Raw genomic sequence first — 18,372 nt, forward strand, 5'->3', positions numbered from 1 at the left:
TAAGCGGTAGTCAATGCCAGTAAAGCCGTGTTTACGCAATATCTGCTCCACCACCGCAATCACACTTTGATGTTGATAAATGGCGCTATAGCGATGTAGGCCCAGTAACGCTAGGCGCGGCGCTAAGACCACTTTATAGTGCGCTTGCTGTTTATTGACCGATAGCTGACTAAATTGGGTTATTACCCCATGCAAAGTACGGGGTAAGGTGGGCAGCGTTAAAGTGCTAAGTTGCATAGATAAGAGATGATGGGGTTTTGGTTGAAAGGTAAGGTGGGCTTTTTGAGTGAGAATGGCATCCGCGGCTATCTGTTTGTCACTGGAGGTGAAAATAATTTCATATCGCCATGGTTGGTTTAACGCTTCTTGCCCTGTTACGGTATGCACAGATAGTGAAGAAGTAATGCCATCTATCTGTAATGTGTAATTATTACTGTTAGTCAATTGCTGGTTAAGTAATTCCTGAGCAACGTCAAATGGCGCAATCATATTACTGCCTTTTCTTTTTTACATAAAAATAATTATCTTTACATATTATGTAAAAAAGATAATCAAAACAAGTGATAAATGAGGTGGTTTAAGCTACTTCTCGGCTAAAAAATATTTACCTGTTGATTTTATTGAATAAAGGTAAATTAGTGTTTGTAAAAATACTGTTAATTGTTATTGAAGGGTTAGGTTGGATTAGGTTGAGGGGATATAGTTTTACTTGATTATTTCGTTGCAATCGCTTTATTAAGGTAATAAAGGTAAAGATGAATTTTAAATCACGCTTTATTTATCGTGTTATACTAATCCTTTTAAAGGTAACAAGATCGCTTTGTATCTAATTATGATTAACTCTAACTGCTCACACTTTCGTTTATTGACTCAAAATAGATTGTCATTATTATCTCAATATTTATTTAACTTGATAGTTTATCAAGAAAAATATATTAATAATAGCTGCTCTCAACAAGGGAATGGTTAATGCATATTTATCGTTCTTTACAACCCATTAAAGCTATCACTTTTGATCTGGATGATACGCTTTATGATAATGTTCCTGTTATTAAAAAGGCAGAATTAGCATTAATACAAAAGTTACAAACTATAAATGGATTGGCTCATCTTACGTTGGATAGATTTAATCAGCTTAAACAACACATGCGCGAGATTGATCCAGATATTTATCATGATGTAGTCGCTTGGCGTATTATGACTTTGCGATATTTATTTGCAAAAATTAATTTATCCGCGTCACAAATTGATGAGAATGTACAGGACATGATGGCGCACTTTACTTATTGGCGTCATCAAATTGATATTCCAGCTAATATCCATCAATTGTTAAACTGTTTAGCTAAACGTGTTCCCCTTGCGGTGATTACCAATGGTAATGTTGAGGTAGTAAAAATAGGTATCGATCACTATTTTGAATTTAGTTTACGCGGCGGGATTGATGGTCGTTCAAAACCTTATCCTGATATTTTTACGCTAGCAGCTAAAAAGTTAGCTGTATCACCGGCTAATATTTTACATGTTGGCGATAATTTATATACCGATGTCATGGGAGCAATCGATGCGGGTATGCAAGCGTGTTGGTTAAATTTAACTGGGAAAAATATCTATTATCAGGCAGATAGGCAAGTGCTACCACATGTTGAAATCACAGATTTAGCTGCACTTGAAAATTTGTTATAATTCAATAAGTAATGAAATAATTTTATTTTCAGAATCATAATGGTTAAAAAAGAACAAATCTATTGTGTTCGATTAACACACTATTTTTAACTTAATAAGCGGAATAATTTAACGATGATGAATGTCTCCCAATTATTAGTGGATCTTAATCCTGAACAGCAGCGAGCCGTAACTACAGAGAGTCAATATAGTTTGGTGTTAGCGGGAGCAGGTAGTGGTAAAACCCGGGTTTTAGTCCATCGAATTGCTTGGCTGCGTATGGTTAAAGGTTATCCTTCTCAATCAATTTTTGCTGTGACGTTTACCAATAAAGCGGCGGCGGAAATGCAAGAGCGCATTCAAGCATTGATGGGGGAACAGACTTATCGCGGTATGTGGGTGGGCACTTTTCATGGTTTAGCGCATAGATTATTACGACTATTTGCCGAACAAGCTGATTTACCTACCAATTTTCAATTGATTGATACCGATGATCAATTGCGTCTTATTAAGCGTCTTTTCCGTGAATTTAATATAGATGAGAAAAAGTGGTCGCCACGCGATTGTGCCGATTATATTGCCAATCAAAAAGAAAAAGGGTTGCGACCAACTGATATTCAAGCGATGGATGCGATTGAACAAAGATGGTTAAAGATTTATACCAGTTATCAAGAGATGTGTAATCGAACAGGTTATGTTGATTTTTCGGAATTAATTTTGCGTACTTACGAACTTTTACAGCAAGATTCGGATGTGCTTACTTATTGTCGGCAGCGTTTTCAACAAATTTTAGTGGATGAATTTCAAGATACCAATCATATTCAATTTCAATTGATCAAACTGTTAGCCGGAGAGAGTGGTCATATTATGATTGTAGGTGATGATGATCAGTCTATCTATGGTTGGCGTGGTGCCAATTCCGATAATTTACAAGCTTTTGTGGATACGTTTCCCGATACTGAGTTGATCCGCTTGGAACAAAATTATCGTTCAACACAAGCAATTTTGCAGGCCGCTAACCATTTAATTGCTAATAATCAGCAACGGTTAGGCAAAAATCTTTGGACTGAACAAACACAAGGTGAAAATATCCATATTTATATGGGATTTAATGATATTGACGAAGCGCGCTATGTGATAGGTCAAATTAAAAAATATGCTTCTGATGGCGGAAAATATCGTGATTGCGCTATTCTTTATCGCAATAATGCATTATCTCGATTATTTGAAGACACGTTGTTGCAAAGTGGAACTCCTTACCAAATTTATGGCTCTATTCGTTTTTATGAACGGCAGGAGGTAAAACTAGCTTTAGCCTATTTGCGTTTATTATATGACAATCATAATGATATGGCATTTGAACAAATCGTCAATACGCCTGTTAGAGGTATTGGCAACGTAACGCTTGAGCATATTCGACAGATTGCAAGGCAACAGCAAAAATCATTGTGGGATATGTCTGTTGAGCTATTATCGCTATCAGTGATTAAAGCTAAACCGAAAGCAGGACTAGCGCGTTTTATTGAGTTAATGGATGTTATGCGAAAAGAATTAGATAATGTCCCTTTTTATCAGCAACTTGAACATATTATTCACGATTCTGGCTTATATCAGATGTATGAACATGAACAAGGTATTAAATCACAATCACGCTTAGAAAATTTGCAAGAATTAATCTCAGCCGCGAAACAGTTTTATGAGACAAATAGCGATGAATATGTCGATGTGAATACAGGAAAAACATTAACTGTATTAGAAGCATTTTTAGCTTATACGTCGTTAGAAAGTAAAGAGCATAATCAGCAACAAGATGCTGTACAGTTAATGACGCTCCATGCGGCTAAAGGGTTAGAGTTTAATAATGTGTTTATTGTTGGTATGGAAGAGGGTATTTTCCCATCACAGCGTTCTATCGCTGATAATCAACAAATGGAAGAGGAGCGACGTTTAGCTTATGTCGGTATCACACGAGCACGTAAACAATTAACCTTAACATTTAGCCAGAATCGACGTTTATATGGTAAAGAAGAACGTAATCTTCCTTCACGATTTTTACATGAATTGCCATTAGAATGGTTAAAAGATGTGGGGTATAAAAATGATTATCGGCAACGACCAGCAACATTGAGCGGCTATAAAAAACAGTATAATTTTGATGAACAAGCGTCTGAAATAAATGATAGACCTAAATCTAACGCTAATTATTCACAATCGATTTATGGCTTTAAACTTGGTCAGCGCGTCAATCATCGCCGATTTGGTGAAGGGACGATTATTAATATGGATGGCGAAGGCGATCATCAGCGAGCGCAGGTCGCGTTTGTCAATGAAGGCGTTAAATGGCTAGTGCTAAAATTAGCAAATTTAGAACCAGTGAAATGAATTGTTATTGTAAAGCTATAAGTAATTCAATAATATGTATATACATAATTTTCAGTATTTATCAAAATTTTACGGTTTATGCGGATCGGAAATAGATATAAGTTTAGGATAACTATAGGTAGTTTAAACAATGATTACTCGGTTGTTTTTTAAGTCATTATTATCACTCTTTTTCTTTACTTTTTTCTCTGTGCAGGCAACAGAAAAACAGATTTATGGACTCAATGAAAAAGTCATTTTACCCGAATTAGGTAATACCATTATAAAAGCAAAATTAGATACGGGGGCAAAGACCTCATCATTAGGCGCAACAAATATCCACCTATTTAAACGAAATGGAGAACATTGGGTTAGATTTAAACCGCAAATTAAAGGAAAAGATTTGCCAGAAATGGAACGAATATTGGTACGCCATAGTCAAATTAAGCGCCGCATTGCGGATATCGTTGATAATGATGATGATACACTACTGACAAATAGACCGGTCATTTTAATGAATATTTGTTTTGATGGTCAACTGCATGCTATTGAGGTCAATCTGACCGATCGCTCACACTTTATTTATCCTTTATTATTAGGTTCAAGTGCTTTGATCGAAATGAAAGCAGTTGTTGATCCAAGTATAAAATATCAAGCAACCACTGATTGTAAATAAATCAGCCATAAAAGAGAATTATTATGCGTTCTTTATCAATACATTTAAAAATACTCATTGCTATTTTCTTACTATTAGGACTAACCATTATAGGTTATCAAATAGTTGTCTTAAAGACGCCAGTTACAGAGAAACAAGTCGATGATTTATGGACAATAGACGCAAAAATTAGTTTTGATGTACGCGGTACTAAACCTGTGAAAGTGCAATTTTATATTCCCCCTAAATTAGAACCCTATACGATTGCCAATGAACTATTTTTAGCAAAAAATTATGGGCAGATTATTGATGAGAGCCAATTAGATAGTCGTCATGTGACTTGGTCTGCTCGTAAAATAACGGGTAAACAGACGCTTTATTATCGGCTTAACTTAACCAAACGTCATAATGATGAAAAAGCAACGTTATCCAATAGTAAAGGGATCACTTGGCGAGAACCGATTGCCATTAAGGGACCTGATCAATTAGCGGTAGATGCGTTAGTTAATGAAATTCGATCTAAGTCATCCAATATTGCGACCTTTATATCTACAGCAATCAACTTAATTAATGATAATAATAATGATAATGTTAATTTATTATTGGGCAATAATCGCACAATAGAAAATAAAGCTAAAGTGATAGAACTGGTACTTTCACACGCTTATATTCCGATTCAAAAAGTATATACCTTAAAATTAGTCAATAGTGGCGTGCAAACCCCATCATTGTGGATCCGTAGCTATTACGTTGATGCGAATAAGAAAGCAGACAACAGTAATGAACTTGTCGGAGAATGGCACTATTTTAATACGCAAACAGGGAACATTGGCTTACCTAATGATGAAATTGTTTGGTGGATTGGTGATAATAATGTATTAAGCGTAGATAATGGTATCAATAGCCAAGTAACATTTAGTATGCAAAAGAGTGAATTAACCGCGTTAAGTTTGGCGAAATTATCTAGTGCCAATTCTCAAGGGGACTACTCTTTTTATAGCTTACCGTTGACGACACAAAGTGCGTATAAAATTATGTTAATGATTCCGTTTGGTGTATTAATTATTTTATTATTACGTAATATTGTGGGTATTAATACTTTAGGGACCTTTACGCCTGTATTAGTCGCCTTAGCATTTAGAGAGACAGGACTCTATTTTGGTCTCATCTTCTTTTCGATAATAGTTGCGATAGGCTTATCCTTACGTTCTTACTTGGAACATCTGAAATTACAGATGCTACCAAGATTGTCGATTGTGTTAACGTTTGTGGTGTTATTAATTATTTTCGTTGGATTATTTAGTCATAAATTAGGCTTTGATCAAGGTTTATCTATTACGTTATTCCCAATGGTTATTTTAACAATGACTATTGAACGGTTGTCAATTACTTGGGAAGAGCGTGGTGGCGCATTTGCTTTTCGAGTTGCGATTGGCACATTAGTTACCGCGTCAATGGCTTATGCCGTGATGGGATTTGAGCCGTTCACCTATTTTGTGTTTACTTTCCCAGCTATACTTCTTATTTTGATTGCGTTTATGTTAGCTATGGGACGCTATCGCGGTTACCGTTTAACTGAATTGTTCCGCTTTAAAGCATTGCTTAGTTAAGGAGTGTGAACATGACATCACTTATTCAGACATGGAAAGCCTTAAGAGAAAAAGGGATCATGGGGATTAATCAGCGTAATGCGGATTATATTCTTAAATATAATAATCGGCGCCTTTATCCCCTCGTTGATGATAAAATTCTAACTAAACAAAAAGCAATAGAAGCGGGTATTCATGTTCCTGAACTTTACGGCATTGTTCGTACCGAGCATGATATTGCACAGATAGGGACTATTCTGAACAATCATCGAGATTTTGTGATTAAACCAGCCCAAGGATCGGGGGGCGATGGGATTACCGTAATCGCTGATCGTTACGATGAGCAACGGTTTAAAACGGTCTCTGGTCGACTAATTACGCTACCTGAAATTGAATACCAGTTATCCAATATTATTACGGGTCTCTATTCATTAGGTGGCATGCGAGATAGTGCCATCATTGAATATCGGGTAAAACCCGATCCGATCTTTAAAAGTATTAGCTTTGAAGGGGTGCCAGATATCCGAATTATTGTTTTGATGGGATATCCTGTAATGGCAATGTTACGTTTACCAACGCGGCAATCCAATGGTAAAGCCAATCTACACCAAGGGGCAATTGGGGTCGGTATTGATTTATCGACGGGTAGAACCCTAAATGGTACATGGCTCAATGAAAAAATTGATCGTCATCCTGATACCGATAATCATGTCAGTGGCATTATATTACCAGATTGGCAAAAATTTATGCATTTAGCTGCTAGTTGCTATGAATTAGTTGGTCTCGGATATATTGGTGTTGACTTAGTTTTAGATCAGGAGAAAGGTCCGCTTATTTTAGAAATTAACGCTAGACCAGGGCTTAATATCCAAATTGCCAATGATACGGGACTTTATCAGCGTACTAGCAAAGTAGAAGCGCACTTAGCGAAACAAAAATCAGCAGGATTAAAAGATAGCATCGAACAGCGAATATTGTTTTCACAACAAAATTTTGCGATAAAAAGCTAAATTTAATGATTAAATAGATGTAGTTTACTACTGAATTTGGTATATTATCCGGACTTATTTTTTAGGCTTGTATCAATATATCATAATGGTTAACATTAATCCCTCTCTATTTTTATCGTTGTTCACCAATCGGGTCATCTCGTTAGTCTTCATGCTTTTGGTTTCTCTGGTTGCCCAGGCACAAGAACCAAAAGCTACCTATAGACAAAATGATTCTATTATCGGCAGACTACTTGATCAAGATGGATCGAATCATATAGCGCTTTATCCTTATGAAAGTAATTACATTATTCATACTTATACCAGTAATATTAACCGTAAATCGATAGAAAGTTATTCGTGGGCTGAACATGCGCGTAAGAATGAAACAAAATTTCAAATAAGCTTAGGTTTTCCTATTTATCGCGGTATTTTTGGTGAAAATTCAGTCCTTGGGGCCGCTTATACCCAACAATCTTGGTGGCAATCTTTTAATTCATCGCAATCGGCACCTTTTAGAGAAACCAATTACCAGCCACAAATATTTGTTGGATTCTTAACCGATTATCAAGTGCTAGGTTTACAGGTTAAAGATATCGAATTTGGATTCGCACATCAATCAAATGGTCGGGAAAAAGCTACCTCTCGTAGTTGGAACCGTCTTTATGCACGAACGATGGCTACCAATGGTAATTTCTCGTTAGGATTAAAATTGTGGTATCGAATTCCCGAGGACAGTGCCGATGATGATAACCCACAAATTACCCGTTACTTAGGATATCATGAATTAACGTTAGGTTACCGGTTAGATAAAAGTCAGTTTACTTTAAAATCTCGTTATAACATAAATAGTGGTTATGGTAGTGCTGAATTAGGGTGGAGTTATCCATTAAACGACAGTATACGTATCTATGCCCAATTGTTTAGTGGCTACGGCGAATCAATGATTGATTATAACTATAAACAAACACGTTTCGGTTTAGGTGTCATGTTAAATGACTTATTTTAATTTATAATAGCAATAGGATAACATCAATGCAGAGTAACGCAGAAGATATTCTGCATACCATCTTCGGTTATAAATCATTTCGTAATGAGCAGCAAACAATTATTTCAGCCTTAGCAGATAAACGTGATGTATTAGTGATTATGCCAACTGGGGGAGGAAAATCGCTCTGCTATCAAATACCGGCCCTCATGGCGGAGGGCGTAACGATCGTTGTATCACCGTTAATCTCACTAATGAAAGATCAAGTCGATCAGCTTAATGCCAATGGTATTGCTGCGGCGTGCTTAAATTCCACACAAACAGGAAAACAGCAACATGATATTATTCAGGCTTATCGTGAAAATCATATCAAATTACTGTATGTGTCGCCTGAACGATTAAATGTCCCCTCATTTTTTTCATTAATATTACAACAACCGCCTAGCTTAATTGCCATTGATGAGGCGCACTGTATTTCACAATGGGGTCATGACTTTCGACCAGAGTATCGCGAGTTAGGTCAACTTAAACACCAAATACCTCATGTCCCTATTGTTGCATTGACCGCCACTGCCGATGAAGTCACTCGCCATGATATTGTTCGTTTATTAGCACTAAATCAACCTCTGATTAGTATTAGCAGTTTTGATCGTCCTAATATTCGCTATACCGTTACTGAAAAGTTTAATGCTTTAGAACAGATCACGACCTTTTTACTTAAACAAAAAGGGCAGAGTGGAATTATTTATTGTAGTAGTCGAGCAAAAGTTGAAGAAATGACGGTTAGATTACGTAATCGCAACTTTACGGTAGCCGCTTATCATGCCGGATTAACCAATGATGAGCGCAATCGTACGCAAGATGCGTTTTTACGTGATGATATACAAATCATTGTTGCTACCGTTGCATTTGGCATGGGAATTAATAAACCCAATGTTAGATTTGTGATCCATGCTGATATTCCTAAAAATATTGAAGCATATTATCAAGAGACCGGTCGAGCAGGGCGTGATAGCCTACCCGCTGAAGCGCTATTACTATTTAATGCAGGTGATCTGGGTTGGTATTATAAATTATTAGAAGAAAAAGAAGATGAACGACAAAAAGAGATCGAACAACATAAACTCAATGCGATGGCCGCTTTTGCTCAAGGCCTCACTTGTCGACGTCTAGTATTATTAAATTATTTTGGTGAACATCGGCAGCAACCGTGTAATAATTGTGATATTTGTCTCTATCCGCCCGAACATTACGATGGCTTGGAAGATGCGCAAAAAGTATTATCGTGTGTTTATCGTGTTGGTCAACGATTTGGTATTCATCATGTTGTTGACGTATTACGTGGCGCGAACAATGTGCGTATTCGCGATTTGGGACATAATAAATTATCCGTTTATGGTATAGGAAAAGCGCAATCTAATGATTACTGGATTAGTATTATTCGTCAATTAATCCATTTAGGATTATTACGTCAAGATATAACTGCCTACTCAGCATTACAGTTAACGGCGGCGACCAGACCTATTTTACGTGGAGAGGTAGCTTTATCATTAGCAGTACCTCGACTTGAAATTGTTAAAAAAGATAAATTCCGACAATCCAACCGCTCATCAATGCTAACCGCCTCATTAACAGATGATGAAAAAGTGTTATTTGGACGTTTACGCCATCTGCGTAAAACCATTGCCGATAAGGATCAGGTCCCGCCTTATGTCGTGTTTAGTGATGCGACACTATTAGAAATGGTACAACAACAGCCTACCACTAAGGCTGAATTATTAACTATTACGGGCGTAGGGCAAACTAAGTTAACTAAATATGGCAAAGAATTTCTTGATATTATAAACGATTTTCTCTTTCATTAATTAATTTCGCCTCTATAATGAAATGGTTATGCTTAAATAAAAGCTTAACTGGATTGGATTATCTTTAATGGGTATTAATGATAAAACGTATAAGAGGGGGGATCGTGATGAGTACAATAATGAATATATCGCCTATATTGGCGTTAGTGTTGGTTCTACTTATATTATATATCGGTGATTTTATCTCTATCTTAACCAAAGCGTGGATTCCTTCTGTGTTTATTTGCGCAACCCTATTTTTAGCAGGTTATTGGACTTTTTTTCCGCAAGATATTGTTGCTCGAGCAGGAATCAATTCTACCCTTGCCGTAATAGCGATGTATCTTATTATCACTAATATGGGTACGTTACTGTCGATAAATGATTTAAGAAAACAATGGAAGACCGTATTAATAACACTATCCGGTATTGTCGGTGTGGTGATATGCTGTATGACGATAGGGATGTTATTTTTTGACTTTAATACCGTGATTGTCGCCATCCCCTCATTAGTGGGTGGTATTGTTGCCGCACTGATTATGTCGGATGGAGCAAAAGAAGCGGGTCTAATAGATCTATCAATTTTTGCCATTATTATCTATATTATACAAGGTTTTGCGGGTTATCCGCTGACATCAATAATGTTAAAGCGTGAAGCCATGCAAGTGCTTAATAAAATTCGTGCGGGAGAAGGGCAACCGTACCAACTAACGGATTCACAAGATAATCTAGCGTTAGAAAACGAATTTAACCAACAAACCATGCCACCATTATTGAGTAAAATGTCGGTATGTTACAATACCTATTACTTTATTATTTTCCGTCTCACCTTAGTTGGATTTTTAGCTTATTTGGTGACTGAATTAATCAAACCTTATATCGCCGTTAGCCCTTTTATTCTTTGCCTTTTATTTGGGGTTATAGCTTCCTCTGTAGGTTTTTTAGAACGTCATCCATTGAAAAAAGCTAATGCCTTTGGTTTTGTGATTATGATATTGATGTTGTTTGTATTTAGTAATCTCAATCAGGCAACCCCTTCGATGTTATTCGGTTTTGTTATCCCATTAATCGTTTTAATTGGTTGCTCAGTTATTGGCTTATTTATCTTTTCAATTATCATGGGGAAATTTTTGGGCGTATCCCTAGCGATGTCATTTGCTATGGCTTTAACCTCTTTCTATGGTTTTCCTGCCGATTACATCATTACCAATGAAGTCATTAATAGTGTCACAGAGGACGAACAAGAACGTCAGCTATTAACTAAACATATGTTAGCACCGATGTTGATTGGTGGTTTTACTTCAGTGACGATTGTATCTGTTATCTTAGCGGGCTTTATGGTCACGTTGATTACACCAAGTAGTTAAATTACACATCATTATTTTGGTAATATGATGATTTAAAAAAAATATTGATTGAGAAATAGTAGACAAGGTATAGAGGTGGATTTAATGATTAATCAAGAAATAAAAACGTTAATAGCAGCACAATGTGATGAAATGATTGCATTTCGACGTGATTTGCATCGACATCCCGAATTACCTTTTGAAGAGTTCCGTACGACTCAGCGAATAGCGGAAGAATTAGATAAGATTGGGATTAAATATCGTTTGACGCAACCAACAGGTATCATTGCTGAAATCCAAGGCGCAACGGCGGGAAAAACAGTGTTATTGCGCGCTGATATTGATGCTTTACCTGTTATGGAACGCAATCAAAAGATCGACTATCAATCAACCATCCCAGGTAAAATGCATGCCTGTGGACACGATTCCCATGCGGCTATGTTATTAACAGCGGCTAAAGCGCTTTATCATCTTCGCGATCAATTAAAAGGTAAGGTTCGCTTCGTATTCCAACCTGCTGAAGAAATTGCCGCAGGGGCAAAAGTAATGATAGAACAAGGTGTGATGGATCATGTTGATAACGTGTTCGGCATGCATATTTGGTCACAATTGCCAACAAATCGTATTGCATGTCAAGTAGGACCTAGTTTTGCTTCTGCAGATATCCTAAAAGTCACCTTCAAAGGACAGGGAGGGCATGGTTCTATGCCACACGATACCGTAGATGCCGCCATGGTTGCCTCTGCCTTTGTGATGAATATACAAGCTATTGTTTCACGAGAAATCGATCCCCTAGAGCCCGCCGTGGTCACTATTGGCAAAATGGAAGTAGGCACGCGTTTTAATGTCATTGCTGAAAATGCCATTCTTGAAGGCACCATTCGCTGTTTTAATGTTGAAGTACGTAAAAAAATTGAACAAGCTATTCGACGTTATGCTGAGCATGTCGCTGCCATGTATCGGGCTACGGCTCATGTCGATTATATTTATGGCACCTTACCACTAATTAATGAAGAACGAAGTGCATTATTTGCCCAATCGATTATTCAGCAAGCGTTTGGTGAGCAGGTCTTATGTAACGAACGGCCCACTACTGGGGGAGAAGATTTTAGTTACTATTTAGAACATGCCCCAGGTGCGTTTGCTTTGGTAGGAAGTGGTAATGAAGCCAAAGACACAAAATGGGCGCACCACCACGGTTGTTTTAATATTGACGAAGATGGCATGCTATTAGGCGCAGAGCTGTATGCTCAATATGCATGGGCCTATTTAAATCAGAACCAATTTTAAGGTTTAGGCTAAATATGCTATGATAAAGGCTAAATTGATGAAATTATTTTAAAATATTCGGAAGTTAGCCTCTATGAGTTACCAAGTTCTTGCACGTAAATGGCGACCTAAATCATTTGCTGAAGTGGTTGGACAGGATCAGGTATTAACGGTTCTGTCTAACGCCTTAACCTTAGGGCGCGTACATCATGCTTATCTATTCTCAGGAACCAGAGGTGTGGGGAAAACCTCTATTGCACGCTTACTGGCAAAGGGGCTCAATTGTGAACGAGGCGTTACCGCCACGCCTTGTGGGGAATGTGATAATTGCCGAGATATTGAACAAGGGCGTTTTGTTGATTTACTCGAAATTGATGCCGCCTCAAGAACAAAAGTCGAAGATACGCGCGAAATATTAGATAATATTCAATATTTACCTACACGAGGACGGTATAAAGTCTATCTTATTGACGAAGTGCATATGCTATCACGCAGTAGTTTTAATGCCTTATTAAAAACCTTAGAAGAACCACCAGAACATGTTAAATTTTTATTAGCAACCACTGATCCGCAAAAATTACCGATTACTATTTTATCTCGCTGTTTACATCTACATCTAAAAGTACTCAGCATAATGCAAATAGAAAAGCAGCTCACACATATCTTTCAGGCGGAAGCATTGACCGCTCAACCACGAGCATTACAGTTATTAGCTAAGGCGGCAAATGGAAGTATGCGTGATGCGCTGAGTTTAACAGATCAAGCCATTGCTTTAGGTAATGGGCAAGTCAATGCGGAAGTCGTCATGCTTATGCTTGGTTCGTTAGATGAGCATATACCATTTTCATTGGTAGAGGCATTACTTAATGGCGATGGTAATAAATTACTCACTTATATTAACCAAGCCGCCGAACAGGGGGGGGATTGGGCTACTTTATTGACCGATACCGCGGCGTTACTTCATCAAATTGCTATGCTGCAAGTAATACCTACCGCACTGGGTGAATACCAACACCAAGAAGAACGTATTCGCCATTTAGCACAAATGATGACGCCGCAAGATATCCAGCTTTATTATCAAATATTGATAGACGGGCAAAAAACGTTAGATAATGTGGAAGATAAAAAAATGGTCGTTGAAATGACGTTTTTACGTGCTTTGGCATTTCAACCGAACGTATTTCAAGCGTCTTATTCTGCCTTATCATCAACAAACAAAGCCAACACTGAAACCAGCTCAACGCCGTTGCCAGTTAGCCCGTCAGTATTATCAGAGAACAAGCTTTCGTCAATAGAAACCCAAACTCATCGCATAGAAACTAAGGCTAAAGGAGAGCCTGAACAAGAGCAATCATCTAATACATCAGTAGAAACGGGATTGTCATCAGTAACGCAACAAATTTTACAAGCACGAGAAAAATTAGTTAAACAGAGCGATAGTAAACCAAAAAAGTCTGAACGGGGAGTACCTGCGCCTTTAATAAAATCCTCTCGTCTTGAGCAGGTTAAGCAAAGCCATTACGCTTCAGCGCAGCCGTTACCAGCACTTAACCAAATAGAGCCTCAACCTGTCGAGGTGAATGCCGAAAGCTACCAATGGCAAGCGACTAATCAAATAGAGAGAGTCAATACTTCTTTAACGCCGCAACATTTGCGTCATATCGTTGAGCATGAAAAAACACCCGAATTAGTCAAAAAATTAATTACTGAAGCCGTTAAGGTTGATCATTGGTCGGCAGAAATAGAACAACTTAATCTATCGCCGATGTTAAAACAACTTGCTATTAATGCGTTTATTGAACCATTGAGTGATGAACAGCTTGTTTTACATTTACGATCCAGTCAAGCACACATGAATAAACCAAATCATCGCCAATTGTTACAAGAACGATTATCCACCCATAGGGGGAAACCATTAACAGTTGAGATAGTGATAGATGATAGCCAAACAGCAAAAACGCCGCTAGAGTGGCGAGAAGTGATTTATCAACAAAAGCTGATGGAAGCAAAAAAAGCGATTCATAATGATAATAAAGTTGCTTTGTTATGCCAATTTTTTGATGCGCAGATTGATGAAGAGAGCATTCGTCCCGTATAATAGACAATAATTATTTAACGCAATGAAATAAAAGAGGAAAATTTTTATGTTTGGTGGTAAAGGCGGTCTAGGTAATTTAATGAAGCAAGCGCAGCAAATGCAAGAGCGCATGCAAAAAGCTCAAGAAGAGATTGCTAATATTGAAGTAACCGGAGAATCAGGCGCAGGCATGGTTAAAGTAACCATCAATGGCTCACACAGTTGTCGACGGGTGGAGATTGATCCATCACTGTTGGTTGAAGATGAAAAAGAGATGCTTGAAGATCTAATTGCTGCGGCGTTTAATGATGCTAACCGTCGTATTGAAGAAGCTCAAAAAGAGAAAATGGCACAAGTGACTGGTGGTATGCAATTACCTGCTGGTTTTAAAATGCCATTTTAATTGATATATGCAAACCAGTTCTTTACTTGAATCATTGATGGAGGCATTGCGCTGTTTACCGGGGGTTGGCCCTAAATCAGCGCAACGAATGGCTTTTCATCTGTTGCAACGCGATCGCAATGGTGGCTTAAATTTAGCAACGACTTTACATCAAGCAATGACCGCTATTGGTCATTGCGAGGATTGCCGTACCTTTACTGAGCAAGCGCGTTGCGCAATTTGCGCTAATCCACGAAGACAGCATAGTCATCAATTATGTGTGGTTGAGACACCGGCTGATATTGTGGCAATTGAACAAACCGGACAATACTCAGGCCGTTATTTTGTGTTATTGGGGCATTTATCGCCATTAGATGGTATTGGTCCAAAAGATATCGGTTTAGATTTATTGGAAAAACGTTTAGCCAATGAACAAATCGACGAGGTCATTTTAGCCACCAATCCAACGATTGAAGGCGAAGCTACCGCAAATTACATCGCTGAAATTTGCGATGAATATCAGACAGTAGCAACACGTATTGCACATGGTGTACCAATTGGCGGGGAGCTAGAAATGGTGGATGGTACAACATTGTCCCATTCCTTTATCGGTCGCCAAAAAATAGAGATATAATTCTATAAATCAACAATCTACATTGGGGTATTTTTATATGACATATCAAGCGGTGGCTTTTGACATGGACGGTACATTACTTAATGGTGACCGGATAATTTTACCAGAAACCGTCAATATACTTAAGCAAATTCAGACCAAGGGCATTAAAGTGATATTAGTGACGGGTCGACACCATTCAGTGGTTTATCCTTATTACTATCAACTAGAATTAACTACGCCAGCTATTTGTTGTAATGGTAGTTATTTATATGATTTTCAACAGCAGCAAGCGTTTGCCGCTAATCCAATGAGCGAGATGCAAGCCAAGTCATTATTACAATTGGTTAACCAATTTGGAATACATACACTTATTTACACTGACACGTTCATGACTTATGAAGTGCTTGATGATCATTTGCAAGGTCTATTTCGTTGGATTGATTCGCTCCCCGAAGCATTAAGACCTGAAATACGTCATGTAAATAGCTTTATTGATACGATTGAACAGGCTAACGCGATTTACAAATTTGCTACAAGTTCTCACGATATACCAGCATTAAAAGCCTTCTCACAAGCCGTTGAAGCCTGCGGTGATTTTGAATGTGAGTGGTCATGGGTTAACCGTGCCGATATCGCGTTAAAAGGGAATAGTAAAGGCAATGGACTAAAAGCGTGGTCTCAAGCAGAGGGTATTCCTCTCAACAAGATAGTGGCGTTTGGGGATAGCTATAATGATATTACCATGTTAAAAAATGCGGGGTTAGGTATTGCCATGGGCAATGCGGATAAAGACGTACAGAAATACGCGGATCGCGTTATTGGTGATAACAACCGCCCAAGCATAGCTGAAACCTTAACCGAACTATTCCTATAATGTTAGAAATTATTTATCAAGACGACTATCTGGTGGCGATTAATAAGCCATCAGGTTGGTTGGTACATCGCAGTTGGTTAGATAAGCATGAAAAAGTGGTTATCATGCAAACTCTACGCGATCAACTTGGTCAACATGTATTTCCGGTCCATCGACTAGACAGGCCAACTTCTGGTGTACTCCTTTTTGCACTATCTGCTGACATCGCCCGCGAATTAGCGGCGCAATTTGCTAATGGTGATATCGAAAAACGTTATCTAGCGATTGTGCGCGGCTTTTTAACCGATGAAGCGGTAATTGATTATCCACTGGTTGAAGAGTTAGATCGTATCGCTGATAAATTTGCCCAGCAAAATAAGCCTGCTCAACCGGCCGTATCCTGTTATAAAGGTTTGGCAACATTTGAATTACCGATTGCCGTAGGACGCTATCCAACCGCGCGTTATTCTTTGGTTGAATTGAAACCAAAAACGGGTCGAAAACACCAACTACGTCGCCATTTAAAACATATTTTTCATCCCATCATAGGTGATAGTAAACATGGTGATTTGCATCAAAATAGAGCGTTTAGTCACTATTTTGGCATTAAACGGTTAATGTTGCATGCTGAATCCCTGTGTTTTATTCATCCCATTTCAAAGCAAAAACAGATTCTGCAAGCGCGATCCGATATATCTTTGTTTGATGTTGATTCTTTTAAAAACAACACACAAGGTAGTCAATTTACTTAAAAAGTTGGATTATTGCGCTATAGTTCAGGTAAAAAGCACGTTAAAAAATGGGGTGTAAAATAAGCGATGTGTGATTTATTATTGATTAATGACCAGATAAAATCGATATTGAATACAATAGGGTAAAATGGATATGAATTCATTCCTCTCTCGATAAGGGCATTTTATCTCATTATATGATAAGGATGGGATAGGGAAATCCCACCCAAACTACTATTTAGTGGCTGTCACTGGTGCTTGCTCATTTCTTATTTCAGGGTAGATCCAAAGTTTATTATCATGAATTTCTGCTAAAAAGATATCTTCCAATTTCTGACCTTGTCGAGCAATTTCTCCCTTTAACCATTCTTCGGTTAATCCTAATTCCTCTAAATTATCGTGATTAATAATATTATTTTCGACCACGACGGTCGCCATTGATTTATCATCTTTTTTTACGACGGTCATTTGCCCATTATATTCAAACCATACATCTTTTAATTGATTTAAATTGGAATAACCACGTTGATGTAACAACATAATAAAGTCGCGTGGTGAGATTTTCGCATCACCAAAGTTATTAGATAACACTTTGCCATTCTTCATCAAGCGGATAGAGTTACCATCCACCATATCTTTAATTTTATTACGTTTAAAGGTTAAATAGCGGATCGATAATAACAACCCTGCCCAAATGGTGGAGGCTATGATTAATAATTGAATACTAATATTGGGATTATAGAGTGGCCCTCCAATAATCGCACCTAAAACCACATTACCGACTTGATCGAGCGCTGAGATAGGTGCTAACGAGCCTTTCCCCGACAAGTTTATATAAATTAATAAGATACAAAATGCGACAATCATTTTTATAATGATATTGATATAGATGAAATCCATAAAATAATTCCTTTATTTCCGGTTTTTCAAAAAATAAGTAAATACAATAGGCCAATGTATTTATTTTTATGTTCAATTTATGACACTAAATTAACACACTAAATGCAATC

16 protein-coding genes are annotated in these 18,372 nt (G+C 37.7%); 14 read left to right on the top strand and 2 right to left on the bottom strand.

Features of this window, described 5'->3' with window-relative positions:
* Positions 1-489 (bottom strand): contractile injection system protein, VgrG/Pvc8 family (locus O970_RS07865; protein ID WP_024496564.1); only part of this gene is annotated, 489 nt, incomplete at its 3' end.
* Between the two features lie 480 nt (positions 490-969).
* Between O970_RS07865 and yigB the strand changes: the two genes are divergently transcribed.
* The 14 genes from yigB (at position 970) to truC (ending at position 17,383) form a co-directional block, all read left to right on the top strand.
* The gene (gene yigB / locus O970_RS07870) at positions 970-1,683 is read left to right on the top strand and encodes a 5-amino-6-(5-phospho-D-ribitylamino)uracil phosphatase YigB (protein WP_024496565.1); all 714 of its coding nucleotides are present in this window, start codon (positions 970-972) and stop codon (positions 1,681-1,683) included.
* A 117-nt stretch (positions 1,684-1,800) separates the two neighbouring features.
* Entirely contained in the window at positions 1,801-4,044 is a 2,244-nt protein-coding gene (gene uvrD / locus O970_RS07875) for a DNA helicase II (protein WP_024496566.1), read from the top strand.
* A 130-nt stretch (positions 4,045-4,174) separates the two neighbouring features.
* Positions 4,175-4,699 (top strand): ATP-dependent zinc protease family protein, encoded by a 525-nt coding sequence (locus O970_RS07880; RefSeq protein WP_036563064.1) that lies wholly within the window; start codon positions 4,175-4,177, stop codon positions 4,697-4,699.
* A gap of 23 nt (positions 4,700-4,722) precedes the next feature.
* Complete coding sequence (locus O970_RS07885; protein ID WP_024496567.1) at positions 4,723-6,288, top strand: UUP1 family membrane protein; 1,566 nt, start codon at positions 4,723-4,725, stop codon at positions 6,286-6,288.
* 11 nt (positions 6,289-6,299) lie between these two features.
* Positions 6,300-7,277, top strand: a complete 978-nt coding sequence (locus tag O970_RS07890) for an alpha-L-glutamate ligase-like protein (RefSeq protein ID WP_024496568.1) — start codon at positions 6,300-6,302, stop codon at positions 7,275-7,277.
* 85 nt (positions 7,278-7,362) lie between these two features.
* On the top strand, positions 7,363-8,265 hold the full coding sequence (gene pldA / locus O970_RS07895) for a phospholipase A (RefSeq protein ID WP_036563066.1): 903 nt from the start codon (positions 7,363-7,365) through the stop codon (positions 8,263-8,265).
* A gap of 26 nt (positions 8,266-8,291) precedes the next feature.
* Entirely contained in the window at positions 8,292-10,109 is a 1,818-nt protein-coding gene (recQ, locus tag O970_RS07900; RefSeq protein WP_036563068.1) for a DNA helicase RecQ, read from the top strand.
* 125 nt (positions 10,110-10,234) lie between these two features.
* The gene (locus O970_RS07905; protein ID WP_024496571.1) at positions 10,235-11,455 is read left to right on the top strand and encodes a hypothetical protein; all 1,221 of its coding nucleotides are present in this window, start codon (positions 10,235-10,237) and stop codon (positions 11,453-11,455) included.
* An 84-nt stretch (positions 11,456-11,539) separates the two neighbouring features.
* Entirely contained in the window at positions 11,540-12,724 is a 1,185-nt protein-coding gene (locus O970_RS07910) for a M20 family metallopeptidase (protein ID WP_024496572.1), read from the top strand.
* 73 nt (positions 12,725-12,797) lie between these two features.
* Positions 12,798-14,801 (top strand): DNA polymerase III subunit gamma/tau, encoded by a 2,004-nt coding sequence (gene dnaX / locus O970_RS07915; RefSeq protein ID WP_024496573.1) that lies wholly within the window; start codon positions 12,798-12,800, stop codon positions 14,799-14,801.
* Between the two features lie 46 nt (positions 14,802-14,847).
* Entirely contained in the window at positions 14,848-15,183 is a 336-nt protein-coding gene (locus tag O970_RS07920; RefSeq protein ID WP_024496574.1) for a YbaB/EbfC family nucleoid-associated protein, read from the top strand.
* 7 nt (positions 15,184-15,190) lie between these two features.
* Complete coding sequence (gene recR / locus O970_RS07925) at positions 15,191-15,796, top strand: recombination mediator RecR (RefSeq protein ID WP_024496575.1); 606 nt, start codon at positions 15,191-15,193, stop codon at positions 15,794-15,796.
* Positions 15,797-15,833: 37 nt separating this feature from the next.
* Positions 15,834-16,652: a pyridoxal phosphatase gene (locus tag O970_RS07930; RefSeq protein WP_024496576.1), complete on the top strand. Its 819-nt coding sequence runs from the start codon at positions 15,834-15,836 to the stop codon at positions 16,650-16,652.
* Positions 16,652-17,383, top strand: coding sequence for a tRNA pseudouridine(65) synthase TruC (gene truC / locus O970_RS07935; RefSeq protein WP_024496577.1), 732 nt, complete (start codon positions 16,652-16,654; stop codon positions 17,381-17,383). The genes O970_RS07930 and truC overlap by 1 nt, the downstream gene beginning before the upstream one ends.
* Positions 17,384-17,596: 213 nt before the next feature.
* Here truC and O970_RS07940 read toward each other — a convergent pair whose 3' ends face one another.
* Positions 17,597-18,262 carry a DUF421 domain-containing protein gene (locus O970_RS07940; RefSeq protein ID WP_024496578.1) on the bottom strand — a complete coding sequence of 222 codons (666 nt, stop codon included), beginning with the start codon at positions 18,260-18,262 and terminating at the stop codon, positions 17,597-17,599.
* Between the last annotated feature and the right edge of the window lie 110 nt (positions 18,263-18,372).

The organism is Candidatus Schmidhempelia bombi str. Bimp (assembly GCF_000471645.3).
In the GTDB taxonomy this organism is placed as follows: Bacteria; Pseudomonadota; Gammaproteobacteria; order Enterobacterales; family Orbaceae; genus Utexia; species Utexia bombi.

Excerpts from the sequence above, each read along its gene's own strand:
- yigB (WP_024496565.1), top strand. The coding sequence starts at position 970 with ATGCATATTTATCGTTCTTTACAACCCATTAAAGCTATCACTTTTGAT.
- uvrD (WP_024496566.1), top strand. The coding sequence starts at position 1,801 with ATGAATGTCTCCCAATTATTAGTGGATCTTAATCCTGAACAGCAGCGA.
- O970_RS07880 (WP_036563064.1), top strand. The coding sequence starts at position 4,175 with ATGATTACTCGGTTGTTTTTTAAGTCATTATTATCACTCTTTTTCTTT.
- O970_RS07885 (WP_024496567.1), top strand. The coding sequence starts at position 4,723 with ATGCGTTCTTTATCAATACATTTAAAAATACTCATTGCTATTTTCTTA.
- O970_RS07890 (WP_024496568.1), top strand. The coding sequence starts at position 6,300 with ATGACATCACTTATTCAGACATGGAAAGCCTTAAGAGAAAAAGGGATC.
- pldA (WP_036563066.1), top strand. The coding sequence starts at position 7,363 with ATGGTTAACATTAATCCCTCTCTATTTTTATCGTTGTTCACCAATCGG.
- recQ (WP_036563068.1), top strand. The coding sequence starts at position 8,292 with ATGCAGAGTAACGCAGAAGATATTCTGCATACCATCTTCGGTTATAAA.
- O970_RS07910 (WP_024496572.1), top strand. The coding sequence starts at position 11,540 with ATGATTAATCAAGAAATAAAAACGTTAATAGCAGCACAATGTGATGAA.
- dnaX (WP_024496573.1), top strand. The coding sequence starts at position 12,798 with ATGAGTTACCAAGTTCTTGCACGTAAATGGCGACCTAAATCATTTGCT.
- O970_RS07920 (WP_024496574.1), top strand. The coding sequence starts at position 14,848 with ATGTTTGGTGGTAAAGGCGGTCTAGGTAATTTAATGAAGCAAGCGCAG.
- recR (WP_024496575.1), top strand. The coding sequence starts at position 15,191 with ATGCAAACCAGTTCTTTACTTGAATCATTGATGGAGGCATTGCGCTGT.
- O970_RS07930 (WP_024496576.1), top strand. The coding sequence starts at position 15,834 with ATGACATATCAAGCGGTGGCTTTTGACATGGACGGTACATTACTTAAT.
- truC (WP_024496577.1), top strand. The coding sequence starts at position 16,652 with ATGTTAGAAATTATTTATCAAGACGACTATCTGGTGGCGATTAATAAG.
- O970_RS07940 (WP_024496578.1), bottom strand. The coding sequence starts at position 18,262 with ATGGATTTCATCTATATCAATATCATTATAAAAATGATTGTCGCATTT.